Raw genomic sequence first — 26336 nt, forward strand, 5'->3', positions numbered from 1 at the left:
TATTGGTTTTTTCTTTATTTTCGGAAGTTAAAAATCATGAAATTAGCCGCAATCCTGCTGGTAATACTGGCCGGGATGGGACTCTCCGTTGAAGCCGGTATCCTTGGACCACTGGGGGAACGTGTAGGGCATTACTGGGCAAGCCTGAGCTTGTTCGGTGTTGAAGCCGCCTTAACCTGGATACTGATGCTGTTTTGGGGGCCAAGAAATCCTCAACCCTTTCTTACCTCCCCGGGCTGGCAACTGACCGGGGGTATCTGGGGGCCGATGTACGTCATTATTCTGACCGTCGCAACCCCGGTGATTGGAATCACTCTGTTGATGACAGGAGTCTTGGCCGGACAGGTCAGTAAAAGCCTGCTGATTGACCATTTTGGCTGGTTTGGTGCACCGCGCCGGCCGGTGAATGGTAAAAGGCTGACAGCTCTGGTGTTTGTTGCTGCAGCCCTGATTTTAATTGCCGGAGGCAAATAACAATGATTATTCTGATGGTGATACTCGCCATTATTGGCGGTGCGTTGCTCAGTGTACAGGCAGCTGTTAACGGTAAGCTTGGGGCAACCCAGGGGGCTATCCGCACCACCTTTCTGACCTTTCTTTGTGGCACTGCAGTCAGTGCGCTGCTGGTCATCTTTCTGGAACCGGCACACAGCATCACTCTGTTTGATGTCCCGAAATGGCAGCTAACCGGATCATTCCTTGGCCTTGCCTATGTACTGACCATGGTTTTTGCTGTGCAGCGTATCGGCACTGCCGTGGCTACCGTGGCAGTGATTCTTGGACAACTGGCGATGTCGATGATGATTGACAGCTTTGGCTGGCTGGGCAACCACGCCATTCCTCTGTCGTGGAATCGCATCCTGGCTGCGGTGTGTCTGGTGATTGCGCTCTGGTTTATCTATAGCGGGAATAAATCTGCATCTCAGGCCAGCCAGAAAAAACGTGCCGGATAATCCTACATGGCCTTGTTCTGAACACCGGGTTCAGGATAAGGCTCCGCACAGCCGGTAGTGATGGTCGCGCATAATTGTTCGGACGAAACGCAGAAACGAAAAAAGGACCCGAAGGGTCCTTTTTTCTGTGAAACACAGAGGCAATTGTCATTCTGTATCTCTGAATCTGGAGCGGGAAACGAGACTCGAACTCGCGACCCCGACCTTGGCAAGGTCGTGCTCTACCAACTGAGCTATTCCCGCAGGGTGGTGCTTTTTACATCTGTAACTTTACATCTTAATCTGGAGCGGGAAACGAGACTCGAACTCGCGACCCCGACCTTGGCAAGGTCGTGCTCTACCAACTGAGCTATTCCCGCGCCGGCAACGTATAAATTTCTTCATCGTTACGGGGTGCGAATTATACGAGAATAATTTCCCGGCGCAAGCCCCGCAGATGATATTTTTCCTGCTTTTATGCTGACTGCTGCTTTAATCGGCAGGTTGCTGACAGATTAGACAATTTAGCTTAAAGCTTAAGGAAATTTTCGCGGTAGTAACGCAGTTCCGCCACTGATTCACGAATATCGTCCAGCGCCTGGTGGGTACCGGCTTTTTTAAAGCCAGGTAAAATCTCCGGCTTCCAGCGACGAGCCAGCTCTTTCAGAGTACTGACATCCAGGGCCCGATAATGGAACCAGGCTTCCAGCTCTGGCATATATTTATATAAAAAGCGCCGGTCCTGACCGATACTGTTGCCGCAGATAGGTGAGGCATTAGCCGGAACCCATTGTTTTAAAAATTCCAGGGTCGCCAACTCAGCAGCACGGTCGTCATATTCGCTACGTTTCACCCTGTCTACCAGACCGCTGCCGGTATGAGTTCGGACATTCCAGTCATCCATCAGAGCCAGTTGCGCATCTGACTGATGAACGGCAATCACCGGCCCTTCTGCCAGAATATTCAGGTCAGCATCGGTGACCAGAGTGGCAATTTCAATGATTCGATCCTGCTCCGGCTCCAGGCCGGTCATTTCAAGGTCGATCCAAATCAGGTTATTTTCACTTGCTGTGGACATGAGTATTTCTCGCCGTTGCTAAAATCGTCTATTGAACACTATTAATGGTATCATAGCCGTTTTGCATCGTCGGGTCGAAGTCCGGCAAGTCATGAGAGGGTGTGTGAGCAAAAATAAACTGTCAAAAGGTCAGCAACGCCGTGTCAATGCTAACCATCAGCGGCGTCTGAAACCACGGGTTGAGAAAGCCGAGCCGGATGACAGCCTGTTTGGCGAACCGCAGGAAGGTGTTGTTATAAGCCGCCTGGGAATGCATGCCGATGTGGAAGACAGCGAAGGACAGACTCTGCGCTGTAATATCCGCCGTACGATCCGTTCACTGGTTACCGGTGACCGCGTGGTCTGGCGTGCACCGAAGAGCGGTACCGGCAAAGGTATTGTTGAAGCGGTGCATGAGCGAACCTCGGAGCTCAACCGGCCTGACTATTATGATGGTCTGAAACCAGTAGCTGCGAATATTGATCAGATTGTTATCGTTTCGGCGATATTGCCTGAACTGTCACTGAATATTATCGACCGTTATCTGGTAGCCTGTGAAACACTTGGCATTGCTCCGTTGCTGGTACTGAACAAAACCGATCTGCTGGATGAAGAAGCCCGGCGGTTTGTGGACAGACAGATGGATATCTATCGCCAGATTGGCTACCCGGTACTGATGGTATCCAGCCACAGCCAACTGGGTTTACAACCCCTTGAGCAAGCACTCACTGACCGGATAAGCATTTTTGCCGGCCAGTCCGGTGTAGGAAAATCAAGTCTGCTGAACACGCTGCTGGGGCTAACTGTCGAGAGTAAGAATGAAATTCTGACTAACGATGTTTCTGATAACTCCGGCCTGGGGCAACATACCACCACGGCAGCACGCCTTTACCATTTTCCAAAAGGCGGAGATGTTATCGATTCTCCGGGAGTACGTGAATTTGGCCTGTGGCATCTTGAGCCTGAACAAATCACCCGGGGTTTTGTCGAATTTAGCGACTATCTCGGCCTCTGCAAATTCCGCGACTGCAAACATGGCACAGACCCGGGATGTGCTATCCGCCAGGCGGTGGAGGAAGGGAAAATCAGTGATATTCGTTTCGACAGTTATCACCGGATTCTGGAAAGTATGGCTGCAGTTAAAGTCAGAAAAAATTTCTCTGTCAGTGAGGACTAACTGACATAACGGCGGGTTCGCCAACGCACTCAGGCATCACTTTGTTGCGCCTGTTTATTTTAACTTTGTGATTACGCAGGAGGCAAAATGCTGGACCGTATCAAATTAGGCATCAATGCAATTTTACCCAAAAAACATTTAACCGAACTGGCCGGATGGGCGGCTAGTCGTCGTGGTGGCTGGCTGACCCGCGCCGTGATCGATCTGTTTGTCTGGTACTACAAAGTCGATATGTCTGAAGCTTTGCAAAAAAGCACCACTGCCTACCCGACGTTTAACGATTTTTTCGTTCGTCCGCTGAAAGAAGATGCCAGGCCTATCGATCAGAACCCTAACCACCTGATCCAACCGGCTGATGGTGCTGTCAGCCAGGCAGGCCGTATTGAAAATGACCAGATTTTCCAGGCCAAAGGTCATTACTATTCACTGGAAGCTCTGTTGGCAGGCAATGACCAACGGGCAGAAGCATTCCGTGACGGACAGTTTATTACCACTTACCTTGCTCCGCGTGATTATCACCGCGTGCATATGCCGTGTAACGGGATTTTACGTGAGATGGTCTATGTCCCGGGCGATCTCTATTCCGTGAATCCCCTGACGGCACGCAATATCCCTAATCTGTTTGCCCGTAATGAACGTGTAATCTGCTATTTCGATACTGATTTTGGCCCGATGGCACAGATTCTGGTGGGAGCGACCATTGTCGGGAGTATCGAAACCGTGTGGGCGGGCACTATCACGCCACCTCGTGAAGGTGTGATTAAACGCTGGCACTATCCGGACGCCGATGCAGAAGGCGCTGTCGTATTGCTGAAAGGTGCCGAAATGGGACGTTTCAAACTCGGTTCCACGGTGATCAATCTGTTTGCCCGCAACAAAGTCATTTTCAGCGAGTCTCTGGAATCGGAATCGAAAACACGCCTCGGCCAGCCGTTGGCAACTCCGTTCACTACGGACAGTGATGACAGTTCAGTAGCAGGCTAATCCGGAGAACGATACTGTGCGCTCGATAATGGTTTTACTGCTGGGCTTAATGCTCAGCTTTTCACTGTGTGCGGCCACTGTACCGGACGCCACCCAGTTGAAACAGGCACTGGAAGAGGCAAAAAATACTAAAGCCAGTGCCGCACAAACCGAGCAGATACAGTCGCTGCAGGCAGCCCTGGAATTTGTCGATCAGCGCACAGCATCTATTGATCAGGCCCGTCAGTATCAGTCGGTCATTGATAATTTTCCTAAATTATCTAAAGAACTCAGGCAGCAGATCGCTGCTGTCAGCGATACAGCAAAAACCGTTAACACTTCGCTGAACAGCAGTGACCTGGAACAGGAAATCCTGCAGGCCAGCAGCCAGCAACTGGAAGAAGGCCGCCAGGCTCAGCAGGAACAGGACAGAGCACGTGAAATCAGTGACTCCCTGACCTTGTTACCACAACAACAGACCGAAGCCCGGAGGGCACTGGCCGACAGTGACCGCCGTTTACAGGGGTTACAGACCCCGCCGACCGCCGTGGGCCAGGCTAAAATCTGGGCCAGGGAAACGGGCAATGCAGCCAATAAAGCCAGAGTCGATGAGCTGGAACTGGCTCAGTTATCTGCCAGTAACCGCCAGGAACTGGCACGTCTGCGGGCAGAACTGCACCAGAAAACCATGACGCAGCTGGATGCCTATTTGCAGGCGTTGCGTAATCAGCTGAATACTTTGCGCCAGCAGGAAGCACAGCAGGCACTGGAACGTACCGAGCAGTTGGCGGAAAACAGTGGTGAACTGCCACCTGGCATCAGTGATCAATTCAATATTAACCGTGATCTCTCCTCTGACCTGAATCAGCAGGCGCAACGTATGGATCTGGTGGCCTCCCAGCAACGCCTGGCCGCCAACCAGACACTGCAGGTACGTCAGGCACTCACCACCTTACGGGAACAGTCACAATGGCTGGGGGAGTCTAACTTACTGGGTGAAGCGTTGCGGGCCCAGGTGGCCAGGTTACCGGAAGTTCCTAAATCTCAGCAGATTGACAGCGAGATGGGTGAATTACGGGTTCAGCGTTTGCACTACGAGGATTTACTTAACCGTCAGGCAAGTTTGCACTCACTGACCCAGGAAAACGGTGCAGCACTGACCAGCGACCAGACACGTATTCTGGATGCACAACTAAAAACACAGCGGGAATTGCTGAACTCACTGATTTCCGGCTGTGATTCTCTGATTCTCGAAATTACCAAACTGAAAGTTGCAAATACTCAACTTCAGGATGCATTAAACGAAGTTAAAGATGCTACTCACCGCTACCTGTTCTGGACAGCCGATGTCGGCCCAGTCACGCTGCACTATCCGATTGAAGTCGCTCAGGATCTGTCACGGCTGATTTCGCTGGATACCTTTAGCCAGTTAGGTAAAGCCTTGATCATGATGTTTACCACTCGCGAATCTATTCTTCCGGTGATTGGTGCTTTGTTTCTGGTGGTCATCAGTATCAGTTCGCGACGCCACTACCGCGCATTTCTCGAACGTGCCGCATCAAAAGTTGGCAAGGTGACACTGGACAGCTTTAGCCTGACTGTCCGCACCGTTTTCTGGTCTATCCTGGTGGCGCTGCCACTGCCGGTACTGTGGGCAGCCCTGGGTTATGGTTTACAGCATGCCTGGCCCTATCCCATCGCTGTTGCGATCGGTGACGGGGTGACAGCCACGCTGCCAGTGTTGTGGGCTTTTATGATCAGTGCTGCGTTTGCCCGTAACCACGGATTGTTTATTACCCATTTTCGCTGGCCGCAGGCCAGTGTTGCCAGAGCAATGCGTTATTACTCGCTGACCGTCGGGGTTATCGTTCCACTGATCATGGTACTGATTACCTTTGATAACCTGGAGGATCGGCAATTTTCGGCTTCACTGGGCCGTCTGAGTTTTATCTGTATCTGTATTGCTCTGACCGTTGTGACCAATGCCCTGAAACGTGCCGGGCTGCCACTCTATTTTGACCGGCAAGGCAACAGCGACAATATGACCAACACCCTGCTTTGGGATGTGATGATGGCCATCCCACTGGTTGCCGCCCTTGCCTCCTGTGTCGGTTACCTGGCAACATCGCAGGCGTTGCTTGCACGGCTGGAAAGCTCACTGGCTATCTGGTTTGTACTGCTGGTCATTTATCATATTATTCGTCGCTGGATGTTGATTCAGCGCCGCAGAATTGAATTTGACCGTGCCCGGCAGAAGCGGGCCGATAAACTGGCCAGTCGCGCCCGTAGTGGCGAAGAAGAAAAAGAACATCATTCGACCGGCGGCGAATCTTACGAGATTGATGAACCGGTAGTCGATCTGGATACCATCAGCGCACAATCACTGCGCCTGGTACGTTCCCTGCTCACCCTGATAGCCCTGGTTTCATTGATCCTGCTGTGGTCTGAATTACATTCAGCCTTCGCTTTCCTCGAAAATATCCCTTTGTGGGATGTCTCTTCCTCACAAGGCGGTGAAAATATTCAGTCGGTCACCCTGGGAGCTGTTCTGATTGCCATTCTGGTGCTGATTATCACCCTGCAGCTGGTAAGAAATATGCCGGCGCTGCTGGAGTTGGCGATACTGCAACACCTGAGCCTGACTCCTGGTACCGGTTATGCCATCACCACGCTGACCAAATATGTACTGATGATCATCGGCGTGATGACCGGGTTCTCGATGCTGGGTATAGACTGGGCTAAGCTGCAATGGCTGGTCGCTGCTCTGGGTGTCGGGCTGGGATTCGGTTTACAGGAGATTTTTGCTAACTTTATTTCCGGCCTGATCATTCTGTTTGAAAAACCGATCCGTATCGGTGATACGGTCACCATCCGCGACCTGACCGGTACTATTTCCCGGATAAACACCCGTGCGACAACCATTACCGACTGGGATCGCAAAGAAATTATTGTGCCGAACAGAGCCTTTATCACCGAGCAGTTTGTTAACTGGTCACTGTCTGACGCAGTGACCCGTGTAGTGCTGACCATCCCGGCACCTGCTCATGTGAAAAGTGAACTGGTGACAAAGATACTCAAGCAGGCCGCTGAGCGTTGCAGCTACGTACTGGACACCCCTGTCCCGGAAGCATTTCTGGTCGATTTACAACAAGGGATACAGCTGTTCGAATTGCGTATTTACGCCGCAGAAATGGGGCACCGTATGCCATTGCGGCATGAACTTCATCAGCTGATTTTGCATGGCTTCGAGCAGAATGACATCGAAATGCCTTTCCCGCCTTTCCAGGTCAGAATGGAAAAAGTTGGCAGTGCGTCGCCAGCCAGCCAGGGAACACCAGCGACTAAAACCTATAAATCGGGTGGATTATAACGGTTAACCATCAGAGACAGGTTAGAAGCAGAAGGCCCTGCCGGATGGCAGGGCCCGAATAATCAGCAACGATCTACCGGAAAGGCAATAACTTCACTCAGTGATTCCGCTTTCAGAGCCAGCATAATCAACCGGTCAACACCCAGCGCGACTCCTGAGCAATCAGGCAATCCGTGTTCCAGTGCGTCCAGCAAAAACTGGTCAATCGGCTGCTGTGGCAGCCCTTTCTCCGCACGACGCCGGTTATCCTGCATAAAGCGCTGGCGTTGTTCACGGGCATCCGTCAGTTCACGAAAACCATTCGCCAGCTCAATACCTTTGTAATAGACCTCAAACCGCTCAGCAACACGATGATCTTCGGTACTGATTTCGGCCAGTGATGCCTGAGATGCAGGGAAATGATAGACGAATGCCGGTTTATCCTGGCCAATGTTCGGTTCTACCCCAAGCATAAATAACAGCTGCAAAATGGTATCGCGATCATCTTCTGCGGCAGCCAGATCACCCACCCCCAGTGTTTCAGCAACCGCTACTAACGCTTCTTTTTCAGCAGACAGCGGATCGATATTCAGGCAACGAATAAAAGCCTGCTGATAGGAAAGCGTTTCTGCGCTGTCGCACTCAAGGATCTGTTGCAACAGATCATCCACTTCATTCATCAGCCGGTACATATCGTAATGTGGCCGGTACCACTCCAGCATGGTGAATTCAGGGTTATGGTGACGCCCGGCTTCCTCATTACGGAAACTGCGGTTCATCTGATAAATCGGGCCGCTGCCAGCGGCTAACAGGCGCTTCATATGATATTCAGGGCTGGTCATCAGCCATAAATCCAGCCCCTGTGAGGCACCAGGGCCGACAAAACGGGTTTGGAAAGGTACCAGATGAATATCGGTAACCGTAGCCTGGCTCATTGCCGGAGTATCAACTTCGAGGACACCGCGATCTGCGAAAAAACGTCGGATATCCGCTAAAATAGCCGCACGTTTAAGTAGATTAGCAACAGGGGCACTGGGTTGCCAGGTTGCGGTTTCGTTCATGTCTGGGACTCCGGATCTCACAAAAGTGAGGAAGTCTACATGCAACTTAACCGACAAACAATGGCGGTCTGACGGGGTGTGGTGTTCTGTGGCTGGCCGCAGTCTCACCGCTATCGGCTACCAGGCAGTGGCTACAGATGGTTAAGTTACTCAGAAGAAAAGAAAACCCGCGGGGGAAACTGTCAGAAGAGGGGCCGGCAGCGCCGTCCCCGTAACACAGAAAGAATATTGCGCTTTACTGGGCTGTGCGTTGAATAGCCTTCCCTCCGGCTTCAACATCTTCGCCGACACCCCGGGTGGTATTACAAGCCGTCAGAACCGAAGAAAGCAGAATTACAGAAACCAGAGCCAACACGCCTTTAGCAATCATATAAACTCCCTCATGACAGAAATGACAACAAAATGACCAGCAACTAAAGCATAGCTGCTATTTGGAAATTTGTGAGTCAACTAAATGAGGTAGTTCACAAAATTTATTTTTCAGTTCGCTGCTTTGGCGATGGCATTGCCGAGGTGGGAAACATCTTCGCCGAAACCATGAAAAGTATTGCATCCGTTCAGTGCTGATGTCAGTAAACAGAGCATCAGTAGCTTCCAGATTCGCTGTTTCATTGTGTTTTCAATCCGTGATTCAGGCGCATCACAGGGATGCGCCTGATAAAACTTATTTAACGCGGGAAACGTACTCGCCGGAACGGGTGTCAACTTTAATGACTTCGCCGATCTGTACGAAAAGTGGCACTTTAACCACTGCACCGGTAGACAGAGTTGCAGGCTTACCACCTGTACCAGCTGTATCACCTTTCAGGCCCGGATCAGTTTCGATAACTTCCGCTTCGATAAAGTTAGGCGGGTTAATGGTGATTGGATTACCGTTCCACAGCGTAACGATACATTCCGCCTGATCCTGTAACCACTTACCGTTTTCACCAACAGCTTTCTCATCAGCAGCCAGCTGTTCAAAGGTGCTGTTGTTCATGAAGTGCCAGAATTCACCGTCGTTGTACAGGTAAGTCAGAGTAACATCGACAACATCTGCACCTTCTGCGGTGTCGGTAGACTTAAATGTTTTTTCAATCAGTTTACCGGTCAGCAGACGGCGCATTTTTACACGAGCAAACGCCTGGCCTTTACCTGGTTTAACAAACTCACTCGCTTCGATGGCATAAGGTTCGCCATCAAACATAATTTTAAGACCGTTACGAAAATCGTTGCTAGAATATGTTGCCATGAAGGCCCTCGACATATGGATACTGGACTAAGCCAAAAAAATGGCAAACATTGTAACCCTAAATACCCCTTCCAGAGAAGATTGGTTGCATCAACTTGCGGAAGTTGTGACCGAACCTGATGAATTACTGAAACTTTTAAATCTGGAACACCTCCCGGCTTTACATGCCGGAGCTGATGCTCGCCGGTTATTTGCCTTACGGGTACCGCGCGAATTTATCCGGAGAATGGAAAAAGGCAATCCGGAAGATCCGCTGTTACGTCAGGTGATCACCGACCAGGAAGAATTTATCGTCACTCCTGGCTATAGCACCGATCCGCTGGAAGAGCAGCAGAGTGCAGTGCCTGGCCTGCTACATAAGTACCGTAATCGTGCACTCCTGCTGGTAAAAGGTGGTTGCGCCGTTAATTGCCGTTACTGTTTCCGCCGCCATTTCCCTTATCAGGATAATCAGGGTAATAAGCGAAACTGGCGTGCCGCTCTGGACTATATCAGCCAGCATCCGGAACTGGACGAGATCATTTTTTCAGGCGGCGATCCGCTGATGGCTAAAGATCATGAGCTGGACTGGCTGATAAGTGAACTGGAAGCTATCCCGCATATCCGCCGGTTAAGGATCCACAGCCGGTTACCGGTTGTTATTCCGGCCAGAATTACTGATGCACTATGTCGTCGGTTAGCTGAATCCCGGTTGCAGGTGATTCTGGTAGCGCATATTAACCATGCCAATGAGATAGACAGGTCACTGGCAGAAGCCATGGGGCGTCTGAAACGCTGTGGCGTGACATTACTCAACCAGAGTGTGTTATTGCGTGGAGTGAATGATAATGCTGCAACGCTGGCTGCATTAAGCAATGCGCTGTTTGATGCCGGAATCATGCCCTATTACCTGCATGTGCTGGATAAAGTACAGGGTGCCGCTCATTTTTATGTTTCTGATGAACAGGCCCGGCAGATTATGCGCCAGCTACTGACGATGGTTTCCGGCTATCTGGTACCAAAACTGGCACGGGAAATTGGCGGAGAACCCAGCAAAACCCCGCTGGATTTACAACTCAGACAAAACTGAAACCTGACATTTACTGATCAAACGCAGCTAAAACTCCGCAATAAATGACTATTATCCGGCCATTGCTGTCAGGCTGGCTCATTGGCCCGGCAGCTTTATTTTGTTGTGCACTGTTTGCACAGCACTGATAAACAATACCAAAGGATAATCTATGAAAAAGACATTGACCGCATTAAGTATGACCCTGCTCTCTCTGCTGGCCATCAATGCAGCCAGTGCCGCAGAAACTTGCGCCGATAAACGTGCCGCGATTGAAAACCAAATGAGCTACGCCCGTCAGCATAACAACAGTTTCCAGCTGTCTGGATTGCAGAAAGCACTGGACGAGGTGAATGCTCACTGTACGCCAGAGTCAGTTCGACATGATGCTCGTAAGGACATTAAGCAGGCAGAAAAGAAACTTGCCGATAAAAAGCAGGATTTGCGTGAAGCAGAAGACGACCTGAACCAGGCAATTGCCCGCGGTAACAGCAGTAAAATAAAGAAATATCAGGAAAAAGTGGCGGAGAAAAAACAGGATATTGAAAAACTGAACCGTCAGCTAAATCAGGCAAATCATGACTTTAAGCGCCTGAATTAAATAAAGTACAGGCAGGGTAGCTTTCCCTGCCTGTTACCTCCCGTCCCACAGTGGATACAACAGCCACTATCAGGGTTAACCGGGGTATTAAGGACACTTATAAATCTGGCCAGACATTTTGGTCGCCAGTGGCACAAAACTGGAAACAATAGACATTCCAGGAGTGCTGGCACCATAAATCACGTTACCACCCATTTCGGCAGCTTTGTTACGCAAATCGTTGGCCGCACCACGCATGGAGCTTCCACCTTCGGTGCCCTGATTAGACAGCCAGTTACTCTGCTCTCCGGTAGCGGTTCCCAGGAATTTACACTGTGCTGCAGGTTGCGCATCGACAAAACGCACGCTCTCGCCGCTGGAAGTTAGTTGATTACCGGCAGAACTACATCCCGTTAGCATTGCAGCGGCAAAAAACAGCCCCGCAGAGATTTTTAAACGCATATTCTTCCTCATTATTTTCGTTATGCCAGAACCGACAACTGTGGCAGCTTTCAACCAGAGAGTGGGAAATATAATCCGCAAAACAGATTAACACCATAGCGCTGGCAAAATTAAAAAACCAGCCACGAAATACTTTGCCATATAATAGTGACCAAATGCCTGTTCAGAATGTTTTATCACACTCATACAAGCAAAAAAAAGACCCGGTTCATGAGGATACCGGGTCCGGGGAGAAATGATGCTCCAGAAGGCAACCAGCGCTGGTTGCCGTTCTGTCCGTGCACTTACCGGAGTAAGTGCAAGGATGATTACATCATGCCGCCCATGCCGCCCATGCCCCCCATACCGCCGGCAGCACCTAAGTCAGCTTTGTCATCTTTAGGCAGATCAGTCACCATACATTCGGTGGTGATCATCAGACCAGCAACAGAAGCTGCGTACTGCAGTGCAGAACGGGTAACTTTAGTTGGGTCCAGGATACCGAAGTCGATCATATTGCCGTATTCTTCAGTTGCAGCGTTGTAACCGAAGTTACCTTCACCGTTTTTCACTTTGTCTGCAACTACAGAAGGTTCTTCACCGGCGTTAGCAACGATCTGACGCAGTGGAGCTTCCATCGCGCGCAGAGCAACACGAATACCCACGTTCTGGTCTTCGTTTTGACCGGTCAGGCCAGAGATCTGTGCAGCCACACGAACCAGCGCCACACCACCACCAGCAACAACACCTTCTTCTACCGCAGCACGGGTTGCGTGCAGGGCATCTTCAACGCGGGCTTTTTTCTCTTTCATTTCAACTTCAGTCGCAGCGCCAACTTTCAGCACAGCAACACCGCCGGCCAGTTTAGCAACACGTTCCTGCAGTTTTTCTTTGTCGTAATCAGAGGTCGCTTCTTCGATCTGCTGACGGATCTGAGTAACGCGGCCTTTGATAGCAGATTCTTCACCAATACCATCGATGATGGTGCTGGTATCTTTGTTAATCACAACGCGTTTTGCCTGACCCAGATCTTCCAGGGTAGCTTTTTCCAGTTCCATACCGATCTCTTCAGAGATAACAGTACCACCGGTCAGGATAGCGATATCCTGCAGCATTGCTTTACGACGGTCACCAAAGCCAGGAGCTTTAACCGCAGAAACTTTAACGATGCCACGCATGGTGTTAACTACCAGAGTCGCCAGCGCTTCGCCTTCAACATCTTCAGCGATGATCAGCAGAGGTTTACCTGCTTTAGCTACCGCTTCCAGAACTGGCAGCAGTTCGCGGATGTTAGAGATTTTTTTGTCAGCCAGCAGAATGAATGGCTGCTCCAGTTCAACAGAACCTGTTTCTGGCTTGTTGATGAAGTAAGGAGACAGGTAACCACGGTCGAACTGCATACCTTCAACCACGTCCAGCTCGTCCTGCAGGCCGGTACCTTCTTCAACGGTGATAACACCTTCTTTACCAACTTTTTCCATCGCCTGAGCAATCAGGGTACCTACAGACTCGTCAGAGTTTGCAGAGATAGTACCAACCTGAGCTACTGCTTTAGAGTCTGAGCAAGGAACTGACAGTGCTTTCAGTTTCTCAACTGCAGCGACAACCGCTTTGTCGATACCGCGCTTCAGATCCATTGGGTTCATACCCGCAGCAACTGCTTTCAGACCTTCGTTAACGATAGACTGAGCCAGAACGGTTGCAGTGGTAGTACCGTCACCGGCAGCGTCGTTAGCTTTAGAAGCTACTTCTTTAACCATCTGGGCTCCCATGTTTTCGAACTTGTCTTCCAGTTCGATTTCACGGGCAACAGAAACACCATCTTTAGTGATGGTCGGTGCACCAAAAGATTTATCCAGAACCACGTTACGGCCTTTCGGGCCCAGGGTAACTTTTACTGCATCTGCCAGTACGTTCACACCGCGCAGCATTTTCACACGCGCGTCACTACCAAATTTTACGTCTTTAGCTGCCATTTGAAATATTCCTTAAATTGAGTTCGTTGGTGGAATAGGTTGCCAGATTACTCTGTCACAACGGCCAGGATATCGTTTTCTGAGATGATCAGGACTTCCTGATTATCAATTTTCTCAGTTTTAGCGCCGTAACCTTCGTTGAAAATCACAACATCACCCACTTTCACATCCAGTGGTTTAACTTCGCCGCTTTCAAGGATGCGGCCATTGCCTACGGCCAGCACTTCACCACGGGTAGATTTACCCGCAGCAGAACCGGTCAGAACGATGCCGCCAGCAGATTTAGCTTCTACTTCTTTACGCTTGACGATAACGCGATCGTGCAATGGACGAATTGTCATTTGATAGCTCTCCTTTGAAATGCCCAGTCACTGGTTTATTGAGGTTGAACACCGGCCTCTTGGCGTCGGCTTCATGCAACCAGAGATAAGGTCAGCCCACAGTGCTTTCAAGGGTAAAAAAAATTATTTTTTTTAATTCGATAACAACTACTGCCCCAAAGCCTGTCTCAGGGGAAGTCTGCTGGAAGAGTTAAGGGAGCGAAGAGGAAATCACCATTTTATGCTGGAAGGATGGCAATCTGCAGTAATGGCAACGGAATTCAGGAGGGAACGGCAGCATCAGAAAATGTAGATGCTGAGCTGCCGGAGGTCGGTTAAGGTTTCCGTGGAGAACTGTCGTCCTGATGTTCAATCACATCCTGCGACTTACGCTCAAACTCTCCTTCAACGGTGAAGCCACTGTCATTGGCCGCACCACCGGGACCACCCCGCCACACTTTCAGATACGGCATAACTTTCAGGGTCAGGTGTTTCTGAACCGGAGGCAGCAACAGCAACAGCCCCAGGAAATCGGTAAAGAAGCCCGGTAAAACCAGTAAGAAGCCGGAAATGATCAATGACACACTTCTTATCATCTCAGCCGCAGGGTTTTCCTGACGGGCCAGTTTCTCCTGCAACAACATAAAATTTTTCATCCCCTGATTTTTGACCAGGGAAATACCGATTGCGGAGGTGAAAATCACCAGTATCAGCGTCAGCAGGACGCCAATCACATGAGCGACCTGGATAAATATCGAAATTTCGATCCAGGCGAGCAGAAAAAAGAGAATAAACGGTAACCAGCGCACGGCGGTCTCCTGTAAGTGAAGGCCCCGCAATGTGGCAGGGCAGCAAAATCAGTCACATCGTAATGATGATAAAGTTATAGATGGGTATAACAAAAAGTGATTTCAACCGCGCGACGGAAATTCGTTATAACTAGCCCTGCGGCTGTCCGTACCGCCAGTATTTCATAAATCGCGCCACATTGAGCTGTTATGTTAAAAAGAAGTGATTGAAAAGTGATCTGCATTGCTTATTTAATGTATAAACAGAAGATGATCGTGCTGATAAACTGATATGCAGATAAAATCTCGGCATCAGACACTCACAACAAAATGATCACATAACCTGTGACACATCGCTTCAGTAAGAAAGCACACAATAAGAAGGTTAACATGGCTAACAATATTCGTATCGAAGAAGACCTGCTCGGCATGCGTGAAGTTCCGGCGGATGCCTATTACGGAATTCATACGTTACGTGCAATTGAAAACTTTTACATCAGCAGTAATAAAATCAGTGACATCCCTGAATTTGTCCGTGGCATGGTGATGGTGAAGAAAGCTGCAGCCATGGCCAACCGTGAATTGCAAACCATCCCCCACAGCATTGCTGATACGTTGATCAGAGCCTGTGATGAAGTGCTGAATAATGGCACCTGCATGGACCAGTTCCCGGTAGATGTTTATCAGGGCGGTGCGGGAACCTCGGTAAATATGAATACCAATGAGGTGCTGGCTAATATTGGCCTGGAGCTGATGGGGCATAATAAAGGCGAATATCAATACCTTAACCCTAACGATCACGTCAATATGTGTCAGTCAACCAACGACGCATACCCGACAGGATTTCGTATTGCGGTGTATAATTCACTGTTGAAACTGGTGGATGCTATTAATTCGCTGGCCGATGGTTTTCAGCGCAAATCAGAAGAATTCAAAACCATCCTGAAAATGGGTCGTACCCAGCTTCAGGATGCAGTACCTATGACTCTCGGCCAGGAATTTAAGGCTTTCAGCGTACTGCTGAGAGAAGAGACCCGCAGTATTCTGCGTACCGGTGAACTGCTACTGGAAGTGAACCTCGGAGCAACCGCTATTGGTACCCGTCTGAACACGCCAGACGGTTATCAGCCACTGGCCGTCAAATATCTGGCCGAAGTCAGCCGCCTGCCGGTTGTGGCCGCCGAAGACCTGATTGAAGCGACTTCCGATTGCGGCGCCTATGTCATGGTCCACTCATCGCTGAAACGACTGGCGGTAAAACTGTCGAAAATCTGTAATGATATCAGGCTGTTATCTTCTGGTCCCCGTGCCGGTCTGAACGAGATTAACCTGCCGCAGTTACAGGCCGGTTCATCAATTATGCCAGCTAAAGTAAACCCGGTAGTGCCGGAAGTCGTCAACCAGGTCTGCTTTAAAGTGATTGGTAATGACACTACTGTGACCATGGCAGCAGAAGCCGGGCAGTTGCAGCTGAATGTGATGGAACCTGTCATCGGTCAGGCACTGTTTGAGTCCATCAGCATTCTGAGCAACGCCTGCTTTAACCTGCTGGAAAAATGCGTCACCGGCATTACGGCTAACCAGAAAATCTGTGAGTCATACGTATTCAACTCTATCGGTATCGTGACCTATCTGAACCCGTATATCGGCCATCACAATGGTGATATCGTCGGGAAAATTTGTGCTGAAACCGGTAAGAGTGTTCGTGAAGTCGTGCTCGAACGCGGGCTGCTGACGGATGAGCAGCTGGATGATATTTTCTCGGTAGAAAACCTGATGCACCCGGTGTATAAAGCCAAACGTTATACCGAAGATAACGAGTAATAATTTCCGGCCCGGCAGCTGATGCCGGGCCGGACCTTGTCCGCTTTCCCGCCTGCCTGAATTTTTCTGTTACGGTCTGCATTCTGTTGCTGCTGAAAAAAAATGCTATCATGCCCGCCTGACTCAGGAGTGCGTGATGAATCCATCTTCTGCCATTATTGTGTTATGCACCACCCCCGATAAAGTGACAGCAACGGCTCTGGCCCGTCTGGCCTTACGCCACAAACTTGCTGCATGCGTTAATATTCTGCCCGGTATTACCTCAATGTATTGCTGGCAGGATCAGCTGGAATGTTCCGAAGAAGTACAACTGATTTTTAAAAGTGATACGGAGCATCAACAGGACTTACTGTCACTGCTGAAACAGGCCCATCCTTATGATGTCCCTGAATTGCTGGTGATCCCTGTACAACACGGAGATAGTGAATACTTGTCATGGTTGCACGCCTCACTCGCCTGATTTTACTGGCACTGACACTTTTCAGCCTGCAAGCGCAGGCAGGCTTATTCGATAACGGATCATCGCCACATTTTGTGACGGTGAATCAGGCTTTTGGTTTCGACTTTAGCCAGAATAACAACAAGGTATTGCTGAGCTGGAAGGTGAAATCGGGTTATTACCTGTATCGCCAGCAAATAAGTATCACCGGCAGCAATGCAGATATTGCCGGTATTGCCATGCCCCCCGGACAGCCTCATGAAGATGAATTCTTCGGCAAAAGTCAGATTTTCCCTCAGGATTTACAGGTCCCTGTTACGCTGAAAAGCACCCGCCCTGGTGCGACTCTGAAAGTCAGTTATCAGGGGTGTGCGGCTGCCGGATTCTGTTATCCGCCAGAAACCCGTGAAATCCCGTTATCGCAGATTAGCGCAACAGGTTCCGAAGCTTCGACAACAGCGGCTGCCACACAGGCCCCCGTACCGGAACCACAAAGTGGCACGGCAGTATCCCGGTTGCCATTTTCACCGTTATGGGCGTTGCTGATCGGTATTGGTATTGCGTTTACCCCCTGTGTACTGCCGATGTATCCGCTAATTTCGGCGATCATTCTTGGCGGGCGCCGTGATGTCAGAGCCTCGAGAATTCTGTTGCTGGCCTTCGTCTATGTGCAGGGCATGGCTGTGACCTATACGCTGATGGGTATTATTGTCGCCGCCGCCGGACTACGTTTTCAGGCTGCACTACAAAGCTCGGTAATATTGCTGACCTTATCCGCGGTATTTATCCTGCTGGCCTTATCGATGTTTGGGCTGTTTTCACTGCAACTGCCCTCCTCACTGCAAACCCGGCTGGCACTCTGGAGCAACCGGCAGCAAGGCGGTTCGCTGAGCGGAGTCTTCCTGATGGGAGCTTTAGCTGGCTTAATTTGTTCACCCTGCACCACAGCACCGCTGAGCGCCATCCTGCTCTATATCGCCCAGAGCGGTAACATGCTGGCCGGCGGAGGCACCCTGTATCTTTATGCTCTGGGTATGGGACTGCCGTTAATTATCGTGACTGTGTTTGGCAATAAACTGCTGCCAAAAAGCGGACCGTGGATGCAGTCGGTAAAAGAAGGTTTTGGCTTTGTTATCCTGGCGCTGCCGGTATTTCTGATTGACCGTGTCGCCGGAGATCTCTGGGGAATGAGACTCTGGAGCCTGTTAGGCGTGGCATTTTTTGGCTGGGCATTTGCACTCAGCCTGAAAAGTCCAAAAGGCTGGATGCGGGTATTGCAGATTGTCTGGTTGCTGGCAGCCCTGGTGGCCGCCCGTCCTTTACAGGACTGGGCATTTGCCACCCCGGGCGGAACAGTATCACAGGCCCCGACTCTGCCGTTCCATAACATCAACACGGTTTCTGAACTGCAGCAGCAACTCGGTCAGGCTCAGGGAAAAATCACCATGGTTGATTTATATGCTGACTGGTGTGTAGCCTGTAAAGAGTTCGAAAAATATACCTTTACCGACCCGCAGGTGCGACAGGAGTTTGGTCAGTTCCGGCTGGTGCAGGCAAATGTTACAGCCAACAGTGCGCAGGATAACGCCCTGCTGACACATCTGAATGTGCTGGGACTGCCGACATTGCTGTTTTTTGATGCCAACGGACATGAAATTCCTGATTCACGGGTCACCGGCTATATGAACGCCAGCGAGTTTTTGGCACATCTGCGAAAGCTACGCGCTGAATAACATAACCAGTTGTACCGGCTAATCGCCGGTGCAGAACTCACGGAGGTTAATGTGTCTCAGGAACAAGTACATGAGCAGATACTACTCATTCTGGAGCAACAGGGCCTTGCTGCGGCCGGTAGCCTGAAGCAACAATTGCAGGACCGTGGCACCACCGCCGACGAAGCACTCTCAGAAGAGATATTGCTGCGGGATGCACTGGAGTTTCACGGCCGTCAGATAGGCGAATGGCGGGAGCAAATTGAACAGAATGCTGAACTGAGCCAGATTCAGAAATTACTGATGCGTTACACCCTGCTGGAAGAGCATGTCCGGCGCGGTCGTTTCCCCGGCTGCCTGTTTATTGCCGCCTGCAGCATTTTTCCTGCTCCTCATCATCCGATTCATCAGGTAGCTGAGCAGCAAAAACAAGCCTCATGGCAATACACTCACCAGCATCTGACTGCGCTGGAGCTGGATAACCCAACCATGGTGGCCGATCAACTGGAACTGGTGCTGGAAGGCTGTCTGAGCAAATTGCTGGTAAAACGTAACCTGCAGGATATCGCCACTGCCCGACGGTTAGCCGAAGATATTCTGCAAATGGCATTATGCCGGCAGAACGGCGCCCTCAGCTGATCCCTCCCACTGCCGGGCCTACAGGCCCGGAGTGACAGGGATTAATCAATTAACTGTCCATTCTCATCGTAAAATGGCCAGGGTCCCGGATAGTTTCCAACCGGCAGATAATGGGTCACCAGTGGCTGTGACGCCTGCCAGCGGTGTACCAGAAAGCCTGCAGGTTCCAGTACAAAACAGGCAGCCCCGCCAGCACTGAAATCCGGCGCAACCTGATGAGATGTCCCGGGTGCTGTACATACCAGAGTGTTCCCAAGAGTGCTGACCATATAGCGATGAACATGGCCGCACAGCAGACGAATCACCTGCGGGTGTCTGCTAATAATCTTCTGCAATTCATCAGGGTTTTCCAGACGCTGACGATCCATATGACCTATTCCGCTAACAAACGGCGGATGATGTAGCATGACCATTGTTGGCTTATCTGGCGCCTGTTGTAACACCTGCTCCAGCCAGAGCAATGTCTGCGTATCAAGCCTTCCGCCGGGCTTCCCCGGAATGGATGAATCCAGGCCAATCAGCCGTAACGGATAATCGTCGTTCACCCAGTTCAGTGCCGGAGTCGGAACCGGGCACCATGACTTATCAGCAAAAGCACGACAAAACGCCTGTCGGTCATCATGATTCCCCGGAATCGCAAACCACGGCATTTGTAATGTATCCAGCAGTTGGCGCACCTGGCGATATTCATCATCGCGTCCAAAATCGGTTAAATCCCCGGTGATTACCACAGCATCTGCTGCAGGGACCATCCGGTTAATTTGCTCAGTAACCTGTTGCAACGCATGATAGGTATCGACAACTTTATAGGTTAGCTGACCGGCTGCTTTTATATGTAAATCACTGATCTGCACCAGGGTAAATTGAGTGTCTGCCATTTCCTTTAAATCCTTTTTCCTGCCATAAATAACGCATCCCCCGCCAGATGCAAACCGACATGCTGTCCGGCAAACCATTGTTCGCGCGGCGGGCAATCGACACTGATTTTATGCTGGCTGCCGGTATCTACTGTGACCCTCAGCACCTGACCGAGGAACACACTTTCCACCACCTGCCCTGTGAGGGTGGCTCCACTGATACTTCCGAGCCGGATATCCTCCGGACGGCAATAGTGATTGCCAATACGATTCACCGCACCGATAAAATCGGCGACAAACGCCGTTTCCGGATGATGATAAATTTCGCGCGGAGTCCCGATTTGCTCGATACGTCCCTGATTGATTACAGCTATACGATCTCCCAGCGCCATCGCTTCCTGCTGATCATGAGTGACATAAACGGCCGTGATAGACAGCCGGTTCAGCAACCGGCCAATATCGTCACGCAACCGGTCGCGAAGTTGCGCATCAAGGGCCGCCAGAGGTTCATCAAACAATAAAACGCCGGGTCTGGCAGCCATCGCCCTTGCCAGCGCTACCCGCTGCTTCTGACCACCGGAAAGTGCCTGCACCGGGCGCTGCGCCAGCGCAGTCAGATCCACCATTTCCAGCATTTCTGCCACCCTTGAGCGAATAACATCAGATGGCAATCGCTGAATTTTCAGGCCATAGGCAACGTTCTGCGCCACATTCAGATGGGGAAACAGTGCGTAGTTCTGAAACACCATTCCTACATGCCGCTTTTCGATCGCAACATTCGTGACATTGCGATCACCAAACCAGATTTCACCACCGGGATCGCACTGTTCCAGCCCGCTGATAATCCGGAGCGTTGTGGTTTTTCCACATCCGGAAGGGCCCAGCAACACCAGCGTCTCTCCCGGGATAATTTCCAGGCTGAGTGGATGCAGGGCAATATGCTGATTAAAGGTCCGGGAACATTCAGTTAACCGGATACCTACAGGCTGAGACATTGTCTCTCTCCTCTATTTATCATCACGACAAAGTCGTTTTTGCAGTCGGGGTAACGCATACATAGCAGTCAGCAGCGGCATGATCATGATCAGGAATAAGGTGGTGTATGAAGAACCGGTTTCCAGCCGCATTGAGGCATAGCTGTCGGCCAGTCCGACCGGCAGAGTTTTGGTGAGCGGGGTATGCAGCATCCAGGTAATATTGAATTCGCCAATCGACAACGTAATTACCATAAATGCCCCGGCAATAATCCCCGACCAGCAGTTAGGGATCACCACCGTAAACAGTCGGTACAGGCTGCCTGCACCGAGGCTGGATGCTGCTTCTTCCATTACCGAAATCCCGGATGACTTCATCACTGCCAGTACCGGACGCACCATAAACGGCAGGGTAAACAGCACATGGCCACTCAGAATAAACAGCCAGCTGCCACGGAAATCATGAAACCGCCCATACAGCAGCAACATCCCCAGAGCCGTTGCCAGCCCGGGAATAGCTACCGGCAGTAGCAGGCACTCTTCAATAACTGCCTGCTGGCGCCGGGGCAGTTTCAGCAATCCCCAGGCCGCCGGAATCCCCAGTATCAGGTTGCATATCAGGCAGGCCAGTGCAATTTTCAGCGTAAGCCAGAAGGTGCCGGAATACATTGACCACACATCCGTCAGCCAGTGCAGCGTGAATCCTCCGCTGATACCGCGAAATGCGTTCTGCATAAATCCGGTCATCACTGACATCACCACCGGAACAATCAAAAACAGGCACACCAGCAGGGTCAGCAGTGCCTGGCCTCCGGATAACAGTTTCTTCATGCCGAACCTCCCGCAGGAATTTCTGTCAGGCGTCTGGCCAGCAGCAATACTGCCCAGGTGATGACCCCAAGGATCACTGATAATGCAGCCGCAGTGGCGAAGTTGGCATAATTGGTGAATTCGCCATAAATGGTCAGAGGCAGCACGTTCAGTTGAGTACCCAGAGTAAAGGCAGTACCAAACGCCCCGACACTGGTGGCAAAGCAAAGCGCAGTACTGGCAATCAGTGCCGGAGCCAGGCCCGGTAAAATAACATCACGGGTGATCTGCAGTGGACCCGCCCCCATTGCCCTGGCCGCTTCCTCCAGTGAGATATCCAGTTTTTCGCAGGCTGCATACAAAGTCATAATGACCCGGGGAATTGAAAAGTAGAGATAACCCAGGAACAGCCCGCCCAGACTATAGGCAAAAGTCAGGCGTTCACCGGTCAGCAGTACACTTAGTTGGGCCAGCAATCCCTGACGACCACCCAACATCACCATCAGAAAGCCAACCACCACGCCGGGAAATGCCAGCGGGAAAGTCAGTAGCGCCAGCAATAACCCTTTACCTGGAACTGCGTGGCGGGCCAGATAGCAGGCAACTACTGCACTGATGGCCACTGCTGCCAGCGAAACCGCTGCTGACAGCAATAGTGTCGTGCCCAGGCTGCTCAGATAACGTGAGCGCGTGAGAACCGTCAGATAAGCATTAAGATGGGTGCTGTTGTCCGGCTCTGCCCCCATCACTACCAGATACACAAAAGGGATTGCCCAGAAGGCAACAAATACCGTCAGCGCCGGTGCCAGGGCATAGATCCTTACCCCTGGCCACTTGCTGCCGGCGAACAACCGCCGCATTTAGTGAACCTCACTCAGATATTCAGCAGAAAATGCCTTTTGCACATCCGACATTTGCTGATAATTCACGGTATGTGCACGGGCATAATCACTGTCTGGCAGGAAGCCTTTTTTACTCATTCCGGCTGTCTCAATCACCGGTCGTAACCAGGCATTTGCCCACAGTTGCTGCCCTTTGGGTGACAGCACATAATCGATAATCTTTTTACCCTCAGCCAGATGCGGGGCATTTTTGACCAGGCTTATAACATAAGGTACCTGGATGGTCCCTTCCTGAGGGATCACAAACTGTACATTCGCCTTATCCGTATAACGGGCGCGGTAAGCATTAAAGTCATAGTCCAGCAGAATCGGAATCTCTCCGGAAAGCACCCGCGCATAGGCAGTCTGTTTCGGCACGATCGGGCTGTTTTTACTTAACTCCTGAAAATAGTGAATTGCCGGACTGAAATTATTTAATGAACCGCCCATTGCCTGGTTTACCGCGACAGCAGCGGCATAACCCACAAAAGCACTGGCCGGATCCAGGTAGCCAATCATCCCTTTATATTCCGGCTTCAACAGATCTTTCCAGGAATGTGGGACCGGCAATCCTCCCAGCGCATCTACGTTCACCATAAAGCCGATGGTTCCGGAATGCAGTGCAATCCATTTTCCGTCCGGATCTTTCATATCTTTCGGGATCTGATCCCAGTTGGCAGGTTTATACCCTTCAACCACTCCTGATTTCGCCGCCTGAATACCAAAGGTGATTCCCAGATAAGCAACATCAGCCACCGGATTATTTTTTTCTGCCACCAGCTGCGCCAGAGCCTGGCCGGAGTTTTTATCGTCCTGCGGCACCTGGATCCCCAGATCCTGACGGATATGTTTGAGTTGGGTTCCCCAGTCAGCCCATTCTGGCGGACAGTTGTAACAGATAGCGGTTGATACGGCGGCCTGGGCCTGTGCGGTGATAACCAGCGAAGTCGCCAGCAAAGCACTGCGGACAAAAACAGATTTATTCATAATTTCCTCTGGTGTGGGCAATATTCCGGGGGGCAGCCACGCTTTCCCCCTGACGAATTTCAAAATCCAGCTGACGTGATACTGCCTGCTGGCCCTGAATCAGTTGTAAAAGAGTGGTGATAGCACCGGAACCCAGCGCCTCACGCGGCTGTACTACCGAACACAATGATGGTGTCACCATCTGCCCGAGTGCGATGCCATCGAAACCGACTACTGACAGATCCTGTGGTACCCGGATTCCGCGCCTTTGCAGTTGACCAATCAGGCTGATCGCCAACAGATCGTTAGAACACAACACCGCAGTCAGCGGCTCCGGGCTCTCCAGTAAATCCTGCAGATAGCTGGCATCGCTGCGGGTATGCTCCGGCATCTCGATTAATGGCCAGGGTGTCAGATCTTCAGCGGACATTGCCTGGCAATATCCCTGATAGCGCCTCGCTGCCCGGTCGGATTGCTGTAACGGACCGGCAACCATGGCAATCCGCGTATGCCCTTGCTGTTGCAGATAACGGGTTGCCTCAGCCATGGCACGACAGTTATCAATACTCAGGCAGACAACCTCACCGGCAGCCGATTCGTTGTGCACCAGTACCACCGGCAACGGCGGCCAGCCACTGCCGGATTCGGACAGTTGCTCACCGCTGCTTGCTACCGTCATCACCAGCCCGTCAACCTGACGTGACAGCATCTGCTCAAGAGTTTGTTGCTCACGCTGCGGGTCATAGCCAGTGGTGGCGACCAGTAACGAATAACCGGCCTGCCGGGCCACCTGCTCCATGGCACTCAGTTGTTCGTTAAACACCGGGTTGTCGAGAGTCGGTACCATCACGCCAATCAGATGAGTGGTGCTGGTACGAAGCTGCCGGGCCACCAGATTGATGCGGAATCCTGACTGCTGGGCTGCGGCATAGATTTTTTCACGGGTCGCCGGTTGTACTTTTTCGGGGCTGGAAAATGCCCGGGCAGCTGTGGCCCGCGACACACCGGCCAGTCTGGCAACTGTATTCAGATTACTCATCACTTCTCCATAACCAATGAGATCGATCTCATGGCAGCAAGCCTAAGCAGAGAAAATGACAGTAATGTGTCATTCCAGTGAATTTGCAGACACGCCACAGGGAACAGGTTTCATCGTCGATTTGTGCCAGGTATCACAAAATAAAAAGCGTTATGGGCGTTACTGCGGGTGTTTACAGCAGGAAAAATCAGCAAAACGAGGGTTTTAGTATATAAAGCAATCAGTCAGTCGTATTTTTACATTTCCCCTGGTAAAAAGTGTTGACGCGCAAGGGCCATTACGGTTTAATGCGCCCCGTTGCCCGAATAGCTCAGTCGGTAGAGCAGGGGATTGAAAATCCCCGTGTCCTTGGTTCGATTCCGAGTTCGGGCACCACTATTTAGAAGAACCCGCCTCTGGCGGGTTTTTTGCTTTTAAGCACCAGTGAACAGCAATGTAAGTAGACCCGTTTTAGTTCCAGGCACTTTTTTGAGGTTTCCGGTTTTTCAGCCATCAACCGGTATTCTTCCGGCGTCAGATTATTCAGGGATTCATGAGGTCGTTCGCTGTTATATTCTGTCAGCCTGCGATCTGCGATCTCCCGTACTTCATTCAGTGTTCTGAACAGATAAAATTCCAGTATTTCAGTTCGGTATGTCCGGTTAAATCGTTCAATAAAAGCATTCTGAGTGGGTTTTCCGGGCTGAATGAACTCCAGCTGCACACCGTGATCTTCAGCCCATTGGGCCAGTATCAGTGAGATAAATTCCGGTCCGTGATACCTATTGAGTGCATCCGTCTGGCATTTGAGTCAGCTATTTTCTACAACTTGTAATGTCTGTATCCGTCACAAGTGGAGAAAACTAATGAACACTTTTGTCAGCGACACTGATAGCCCTGGATATAGTTAAAAAACACCACGATGCAAAAATTCGTCATCCGGATGGCCGAATATGGTATATCCTCCCGAAAAATCGGTGTGTTCATAAGTAGAATTTTCTACTAACGTGAATTCAGGGGGATTTCTATGAAGCGTTCCCGTTTTTCTGGTAGCAGTATTACGTAGTCCGAAACTCGGTCTTATCGGGTCGTCCCGGACACAGTATTTCCGCATCCGTGCTTTTCTGGCCTGAATCACCGAACAGAACAACTGAAGATATTTTACAGATAGCACTCCTGCCTGGCCGCTGCAGAGTCTGCTGAAAATGTATTTACCCTGTGTCTGTCCGTCTCCGGGAGCCCAGTCTGCTGGTGTGTTCTTTCCGAAGACATGAAACGTTTAACTCCCCCGTG

The 26336-nt window shown here is 50.8% G+C and carries 26 protein-coding genes, 3 tRNA genes and 1 pseudogene; 12 read left to right on the forward strand and 18 right to left on the reverse strand.

All coding sequences use genetic code 11. The annotated features are described in order from the left end of the window. The first annotated feature begins 36 nt into the window (after window positions 1-36). Both A7K98_RS17350 and A7K98_RS17355 read left to right on the forward strand, forming a co-directional pair. Window positions 37-474, forward strand: a complete 438-nt coding sequence (locus A7K98_RS17350; protein ID WP_087489680.1) for a DMT family transporter — start codon at window positions 37-39, stop codon at window positions 472-474. A 2-nt stretch (window positions 475-476) separates the two neighbouring features. Next, on the forward strand, window positions 477-953 hold the full coding sequence (locus A7K98_RS17355) for a DMT family transporter (protein WP_087489681.1): 477 nt from the start codon (window positions 477-479) through the stop codon (window positions 951-953). Between the two features lie 167 nt (window positions 954-1120). Here the strand turns inward: A7K98_RS17355 and A7K98_RS17360 are convergent. The 3 genes from A7K98_RS17360 to orn all read right to left on the reverse strand — a co-directional run bounded on the left by A7K98_RS17360 (window position 1121) and on the right by orn (window position 2010). Further along, window positions 1121-1196 (reverse strand) — tRNA-Gly (locus A7K98_RS17360). 40 nt (window positions 1197-1236) lie between these two features. Next, window positions 1237-1312 (reverse strand) — tRNA-Gly (locus A7K98_RS17365). 149 nt (window positions 1313-1461) lie between these two features. Then, window positions 1462-2010, reverse strand: a complete 549-nt coding sequence (gene orn / locus A7K98_RS17370; protein WP_087489682.1) for an oligoribonuclease — start codon at window positions 2008-2010, stop codon at window positions 1462-1464. 103 nt (window positions 2011-2113) lie between these two features. Here orn and rsgA point away from each other — a divergent pair, with 103 nt between their 5' ends. The 3 genes from rsgA (at window position 2114) to mscM (ending at window position 7499) form a co-directional block, all read left to right on the forward strand. Then, a complete protein-coding gene (gene rsgA, locus A7K98_RS17375; protein ID WP_087489683.1) occupies window positions 2114-3166 on the forward strand; it encodes a small ribosomal subunit biogenesis GTPase RsgA in 1053 nt (350 codons plus the stop codon). An 87-nt stretch (window positions 3167-3253) separates the two neighbouring features. Further along, entirely contained in the window at window positions 3254-4150 is an 897-nt protein-coding gene (asd, locus tag A7K98_RS17380) for an archaetidylserine decarboxylase (RefSeq protein WP_087489684.1), read from the forward strand. Window positions 4151-4178: 28 nt separating this feature from the next. Further along, entirely contained in the window at window positions 4179-7499 is a 3321-nt protein-coding gene (mscM, locus tag A7K98_RS17385) for a miniconductance mechanosensitive channel MscM (RefSeq protein ID WP_198361191.1), read from the forward strand. Window positions 7500-7561: 62 nt separating this feature from the next. Here the strand turns inward: mscM and epmA are convergent, their stop codons facing one another. The 4 genes from epmA to efp form a co-directional block, all read right to left on the reverse strand. Beyond that, on the reverse strand, window positions 7562-8539 hold the full coding sequence (gene epmA / locus A7K98_RS17390) for an elongation factor P--(R)-beta-lysine ligase (protein ID WP_087489686.1): 978 nt from the start codon (window positions 8537-8539) through the stop codon (window positions 7562-7564). 235 nt (window positions 8540-8774) lie between these two features. Beyond that, window positions 8775-8909 (reverse strand): entericidin A/B family lipoprotein, encoded by a 135-nt coding sequence (locus A7K98_RS17395; RefSeq protein ID WP_038023569.1) that lies wholly within the window; start codon window positions 8907-8909, stop codon window positions 8775-8777. A 110-nt stretch (window positions 8910-9019) separates the two neighbouring features. Beyond that, window positions 9020-9124 carry an entericidin A/B family lipoprotein gene (locus A7K98_RS17400; protein WP_407703121.1) on the reverse strand — a complete coding sequence of 35 codons (105 nt, stop codon included), beginning with the start codon at window positions 9122-9124 and terminating at the stop codon, window positions 9020-9022. 79 nt (window positions 9125-9203) lie between these two features. Next, window positions 9204-9770, reverse strand: a complete 567-nt coding sequence (gene efp, locus A7K98_RS17405) for an elongation factor P (protein ID WP_087489688.1) — start codon at window positions 9768-9770, stop codon at window positions 9204-9206. A gap of 40 nt (window positions 9771-9810) precedes the next feature. Between efp and epmB the strand changes: the two genes are divergently transcribed. Further along, window positions 9811-10839 (forward strand): EF-P beta-lysylation protein EpmB, encoded by a 1029-nt coding sequence (gene epmB / locus A7K98_RS17410; protein WP_087489689.1) that lies wholly within the window; start codon window positions 9811-9813, stop codon window positions 10837-10839. Window positions 10840-10990: 151 nt separating this feature from the next. Continuing rightward, a complete protein-coding gene (locus A7K98_RS17415; RefSeq protein ID WP_087489690.1) occupies window positions 10991-11419 on the forward strand; it encodes a DUF1090 domain-containing protein in 429 nt (142 codons plus the stop codon). Between the two features lie 87 nt (window positions 11420-11506). Here the strand turns inward: A7K98_RS17415 and A7K98_RS17420 are convergent, their stop codons facing one another. The 4 genes from A7K98_RS17420 to A7K98_RS17435 all read right to left on the reverse strand — a co-directional run bounded on the left by A7K98_RS17420 (window position 11507) and on the right by A7K98_RS17435 (window position 14944). After that, entirely contained in the window at window positions 11507-11860 is a 354-nt protein-coding gene (locus A7K98_RS17420; RefSeq protein ID WP_087489691.1) for a DUF4156 domain-containing protein, read from the reverse strand. A 308-nt stretch (window positions 11861-12168) separates the two neighbouring features. After that, the gene (gene groL, locus A7K98_RS17425; protein WP_087489692.1) at window positions 12169-13815 is read right to left on the reverse strand and encodes a chaperonin GroEL; all 1647 of its coding nucleotides are present in this window, start codon (window positions 13813-13815) and stop codon (window positions 12169-12171) included. A 47-nt stretch (window positions 13816-13862) separates the two neighbouring features. Next, window positions 13863-14156, reverse strand: a complete 294-nt coding sequence (locus A7K98_RS17430; RefSeq protein ID WP_025901066.1) for a co-chaperone GroES — start codon at window positions 14154-14156, stop codon at window positions 13863-13865. A 314-nt stretch (window positions 14157-14470) separates the two neighbouring features. Beyond that, on the reverse strand, window positions 14471-14944 hold the full coding sequence (locus tag A7K98_RS17435; RefSeq protein WP_157665997.1) for an FxsA family protein: 474 nt from the start codon (window positions 14942-14944) through the stop codon (window positions 14471-14473). A 369-nt stretch (window positions 14945-15313) separates the two neighbouring features. Between A7K98_RS17435 and aspA the strand changes: the two genes are divergently transcribed. From aspA to dicD, 4 genes are all read left to right on the forward strand, one after another. Further along, window positions 15314-16747 (forward strand): aspartate ammonia-lyase, encoded by a 1434-nt coding sequence (aspA, locus tag A7K98_RS17440; RefSeq protein WP_087489694.1) that lies wholly within the window; start codon window positions 15314-15316, stop codon window positions 16745-16747. 136 nt (window positions 16748-16883) lie between these two features. Next, a complete protein-coding gene (gene cutA, locus A7K98_RS17445; RefSeq protein ID WP_087489695.1) occupies window positions 16884-17207 on the forward strand; it encodes a divalent cation tolerance protein CutA in 324 nt (107 codons plus the stop codon). Next, window positions 17183-18919: a protein-disulfide reductase DsbD gene (locus A7K98_RS17450; protein ID WP_087489696.1), complete on the forward strand. Its 1737-nt coding sequence runs from the start codon at window positions 17183-17185 to the stop codon at window positions 18917-18919. Before cutA ends, A7K98_RS17450 begins: the two co-directional genes overlap by 25 nt. Before the next feature lie 51 nt (window positions 18920-18970). After that, a complete protein-coding gene (gene dicD / locus A7K98_RS17455; protein WP_087489697.1) occupies window positions 18971-19537 on the forward strand; it encodes a division control transcriptional repressor DicD in 567 nt (188 codons plus the stop codon). Between the two features lie 41 nt (window positions 19538-19578). Here the strand turns inward: dicD and A7K98_RS17460 are convergent, their stop codons facing one another. Genes A7K98_RS17460 through A7K98_RS17485 form a run of 6 tightly spaced genes read right to left on the reverse strand, consistent with a single transcriptional unit; the run spans window position 19579 to window position 25064 of the window. Continuing rightward, a complete protein-coding gene (locus A7K98_RS17460; protein ID WP_087489698.1) occupies window positions 19579-20415 on the reverse strand; it encodes a phosphodiesterase in 837 nt (278 codons plus the stop codon). Window positions 20416-20420: 5 nt separating this feature from the next. After that, window positions 20421-21389 carry an ABC transporter ATP-binding protein gene (locus A7K98_RS17465; RefSeq protein WP_087489699.1) on the reverse strand — a complete coding sequence of 323 codons (969 nt, stop codon included), beginning with the start codon at window positions 21387-21389 and terminating at the stop codon, window positions 20421-20423. A gap of 12 nt (window positions 21390-21401) precedes the next feature. Then, window positions 21402-22199 (reverse strand): ABC transporter permease, encoded by a 798-nt coding sequence (locus tag A7K98_RS17470; RefSeq protein WP_087489700.1) that lies wholly within the window; start codon window positions 22197-22199, stop codon window positions 21402-21404. Then, window positions 22196-23038, reverse strand: coding sequence for an ABC transporter permease (locus A7K98_RS17475; RefSeq protein ID WP_087489701.1), 843 nt, complete (start codon window positions 23036-23038; stop codon window positions 22196-22198). Before A7K98_RS17475 ends, A7K98_RS17470 begins: the two co-directional genes overlap by 4 nt. Beyond that, a complete protein-coding gene (locus tag A7K98_RS17480; protein ID WP_087489702.1) occupies window positions 23039-24046 on the reverse strand; it encodes an ABC transporter substrate-binding protein in 1008 nt (335 codons plus the stop codon). Further along, window positions 24039-25064 carry a LacI family DNA-binding transcriptional regulator gene (locus A7K98_RS17485; RefSeq protein WP_087489703.1) on the reverse strand — a complete coding sequence of 342 codons (1026 nt, stop codon included), beginning with the start codon at window positions 25062-25064 and terminating at the stop codon, window positions 24039-24041. The genes A7K98_RS17480 and A7K98_RS17485 overlap by 8 nt, the downstream gene beginning before the upstream one ends. 299 nt (window positions 25065-25363) lie before the next feature. Here A7K98_RS17485 and A7K98_RS17490 point away from each other — a divergent pair. Beyond that, window positions 25364-25439 (forward strand) — tRNA-Phe (locus tag A7K98_RS17490). Window positions 25440-25514: 75 nt separating this feature from the next. Here the strand turns inward: A7K98_RS17490 and A7K98_RS17495 are convergent. Next, a pseudogene (locus tag A7K98_RS17495) lies at window positions 25515-25821 on the reverse strand (integrase core domain-containing protein); the annotation flags it as partial. Window positions 25822-26336: the final 515 nt, after the last annotated feature.

This window comes from Tatumella citrea (assembly GCF_002163585.1).
Lineage (GTDB): Bacteria > Pseudomonadota > Gammaproteobacteria > Enterobacterales > Enterobacteriaceae > Tatumella > Tatumella citrea.

Bases quoted from the DNA above. Each gene is read 5' to 3' on its own strand.
- A7K98_RS17400 (WP_407703121.1), bottom strand. From the start codon at position 9,124: ATGCTCTGTTTACTGACATCAGCACTGAACGGATGCAATACTTTTCAT.
- epmB (WP_087489689.1), top strand. From the start codon at position 9,811: ATGGCAAACATTGTAACCCTAAATACCCCTTCCAGAGAAGATTGGTTG.
- A7K98_RS17450 (WP_087489696.1), top strand. From the start codon at position 17,183: ATGGTTGCACGCCTCACTCGCCTGATTTTACTGGCACTGACACTTTTC.
- aspA (WP_087489694.1), top strand. From the start codon at position 15,314: ATGGCTAACAATATTCGTATCGAAGAAGACCTGCTCGGCATGCGTGAA.
- A7K98_RS17475 (WP_087489701.1), bottom strand. From the start codon at position 23,038: ATGCGGCGGTTGTTCGCCGGCAGCAAGTGGCCAGGGGTAAGGATCTAT.
- A7K98_RS17485 (WP_087489703.1), bottom strand. From the start codon at position 25,064: ATGAGTAATCTGAATACAGTTGCCAGACTGGCCGGTGTGTCGCGGGCC.
- A7K98_RS17350 (WP_087489680.1), top strand. From the start codon at position 37: ATGAAATTAGCCGCAATCCTGCTGGTAATACTGGCCGGGATGGGACTC.
- asd (WP_087489684.1), top strand. From the start codon at position 3,254: ATGCTGGACCGTATCAAATTAGGCATCAATGCAATTTTACCCAAAAAA.
- A7K98_RS17460 (WP_087489698.1), bottom strand. From the start codon at position 20,415: ATGGCAGACACTCAATTTACCCTGGTGCAGATCAGTGATTTACATATA.
- A7K98_RS17430 (WP_025901066.1), bottom strand. From the start codon at position 14,156: ATGACAATTCGTCCATTGCACGATCGCGTTATCGTCAAGCGTAAAGAA.
- mscM (WP_198361191.1), top strand. From the start codon at position 4,179: ATGGTTTTACTGCTGGGCTTAATGCTCAGCTTTTCACTGTGTGCGGCC.
- A7K98_RS17480 (WP_087489702.1), bottom strand. From the start codon at position 24,046: ATGAATAAATCTGTTTTTGTCCGCAGTGCTTTGCTGGCGACTTCGCTG.
- A7K98_RS17395 (WP_038023569.1), bottom strand. From the start codon at position 8,909: ATGATTGCTAAAGGCGTGTTGGCTCTGGTTTCTGTAATTCTGCTTTCT.
- efp (WP_087489688.1), bottom strand. From the start codon at position 9,770: ATGGCAACATATTCTAGCAACGATTTTCGTAACGGTCTTAAAATTATG.
- A7K98_RS17465 (WP_087489699.1), bottom strand. From the start codon at position 21,389: ATGTCTCAGCCTGTAGGTATCCGGTTAACTGAATGTTCCCGGACCTTT.
- groL (WP_087489692.1), bottom strand. From the start codon at position 13,815: ATGGCAGCTAAAGACGTAAAATTTGGTAGTGACGCGCGTGTGAAAATG.
- A7K98_RS17355 (WP_087489681.1), top strand. From the start codon at position 477: ATGATTATTCTGATGGTGATACTCGCCATTATTGGCGGTGCGTTGCTC.
- epmA (WP_087489686.1), bottom strand. From the start codon at position 8,539: ATGAACGAAACCGCAACCTGGCAACCCAGTGCCCCTGTTGCTAATCTA.
- cutA (WP_087489695.1), top strand. From the start codon at position 16,884: ATGAATCCATCTTCTGCCATTATTGTGTTATGCACCACCCCCGATAAA.
- A7K98_RS17415 (WP_087489690.1), top strand. From the start codon at position 10,991: ATGAAAAAGACATTGACCGCATTAAGTATGACCCTGCTCTCTCTGCTG.
- A7K98_RS17420 (WP_087489691.1), bottom strand. From the start codon at position 11,860: ATGCGTTTAAAAATCTCTGCGGGGCTGTTTTTTGCCGCTGCAATGCTA.
- orn (WP_087489682.1), bottom strand. From the start codon at position 2,010: ATGTCCACAGCAAGTGAAAATAACCTGATTTGGATCGACCTTGAAATG.
- A7K98_RS17470 (WP_087489700.1), bottom strand. From the start codon at position 22,199: ATGAAGAAACTGTTATCCGGAGGCCAGGCACTGCTGACCCTGCTGGTG.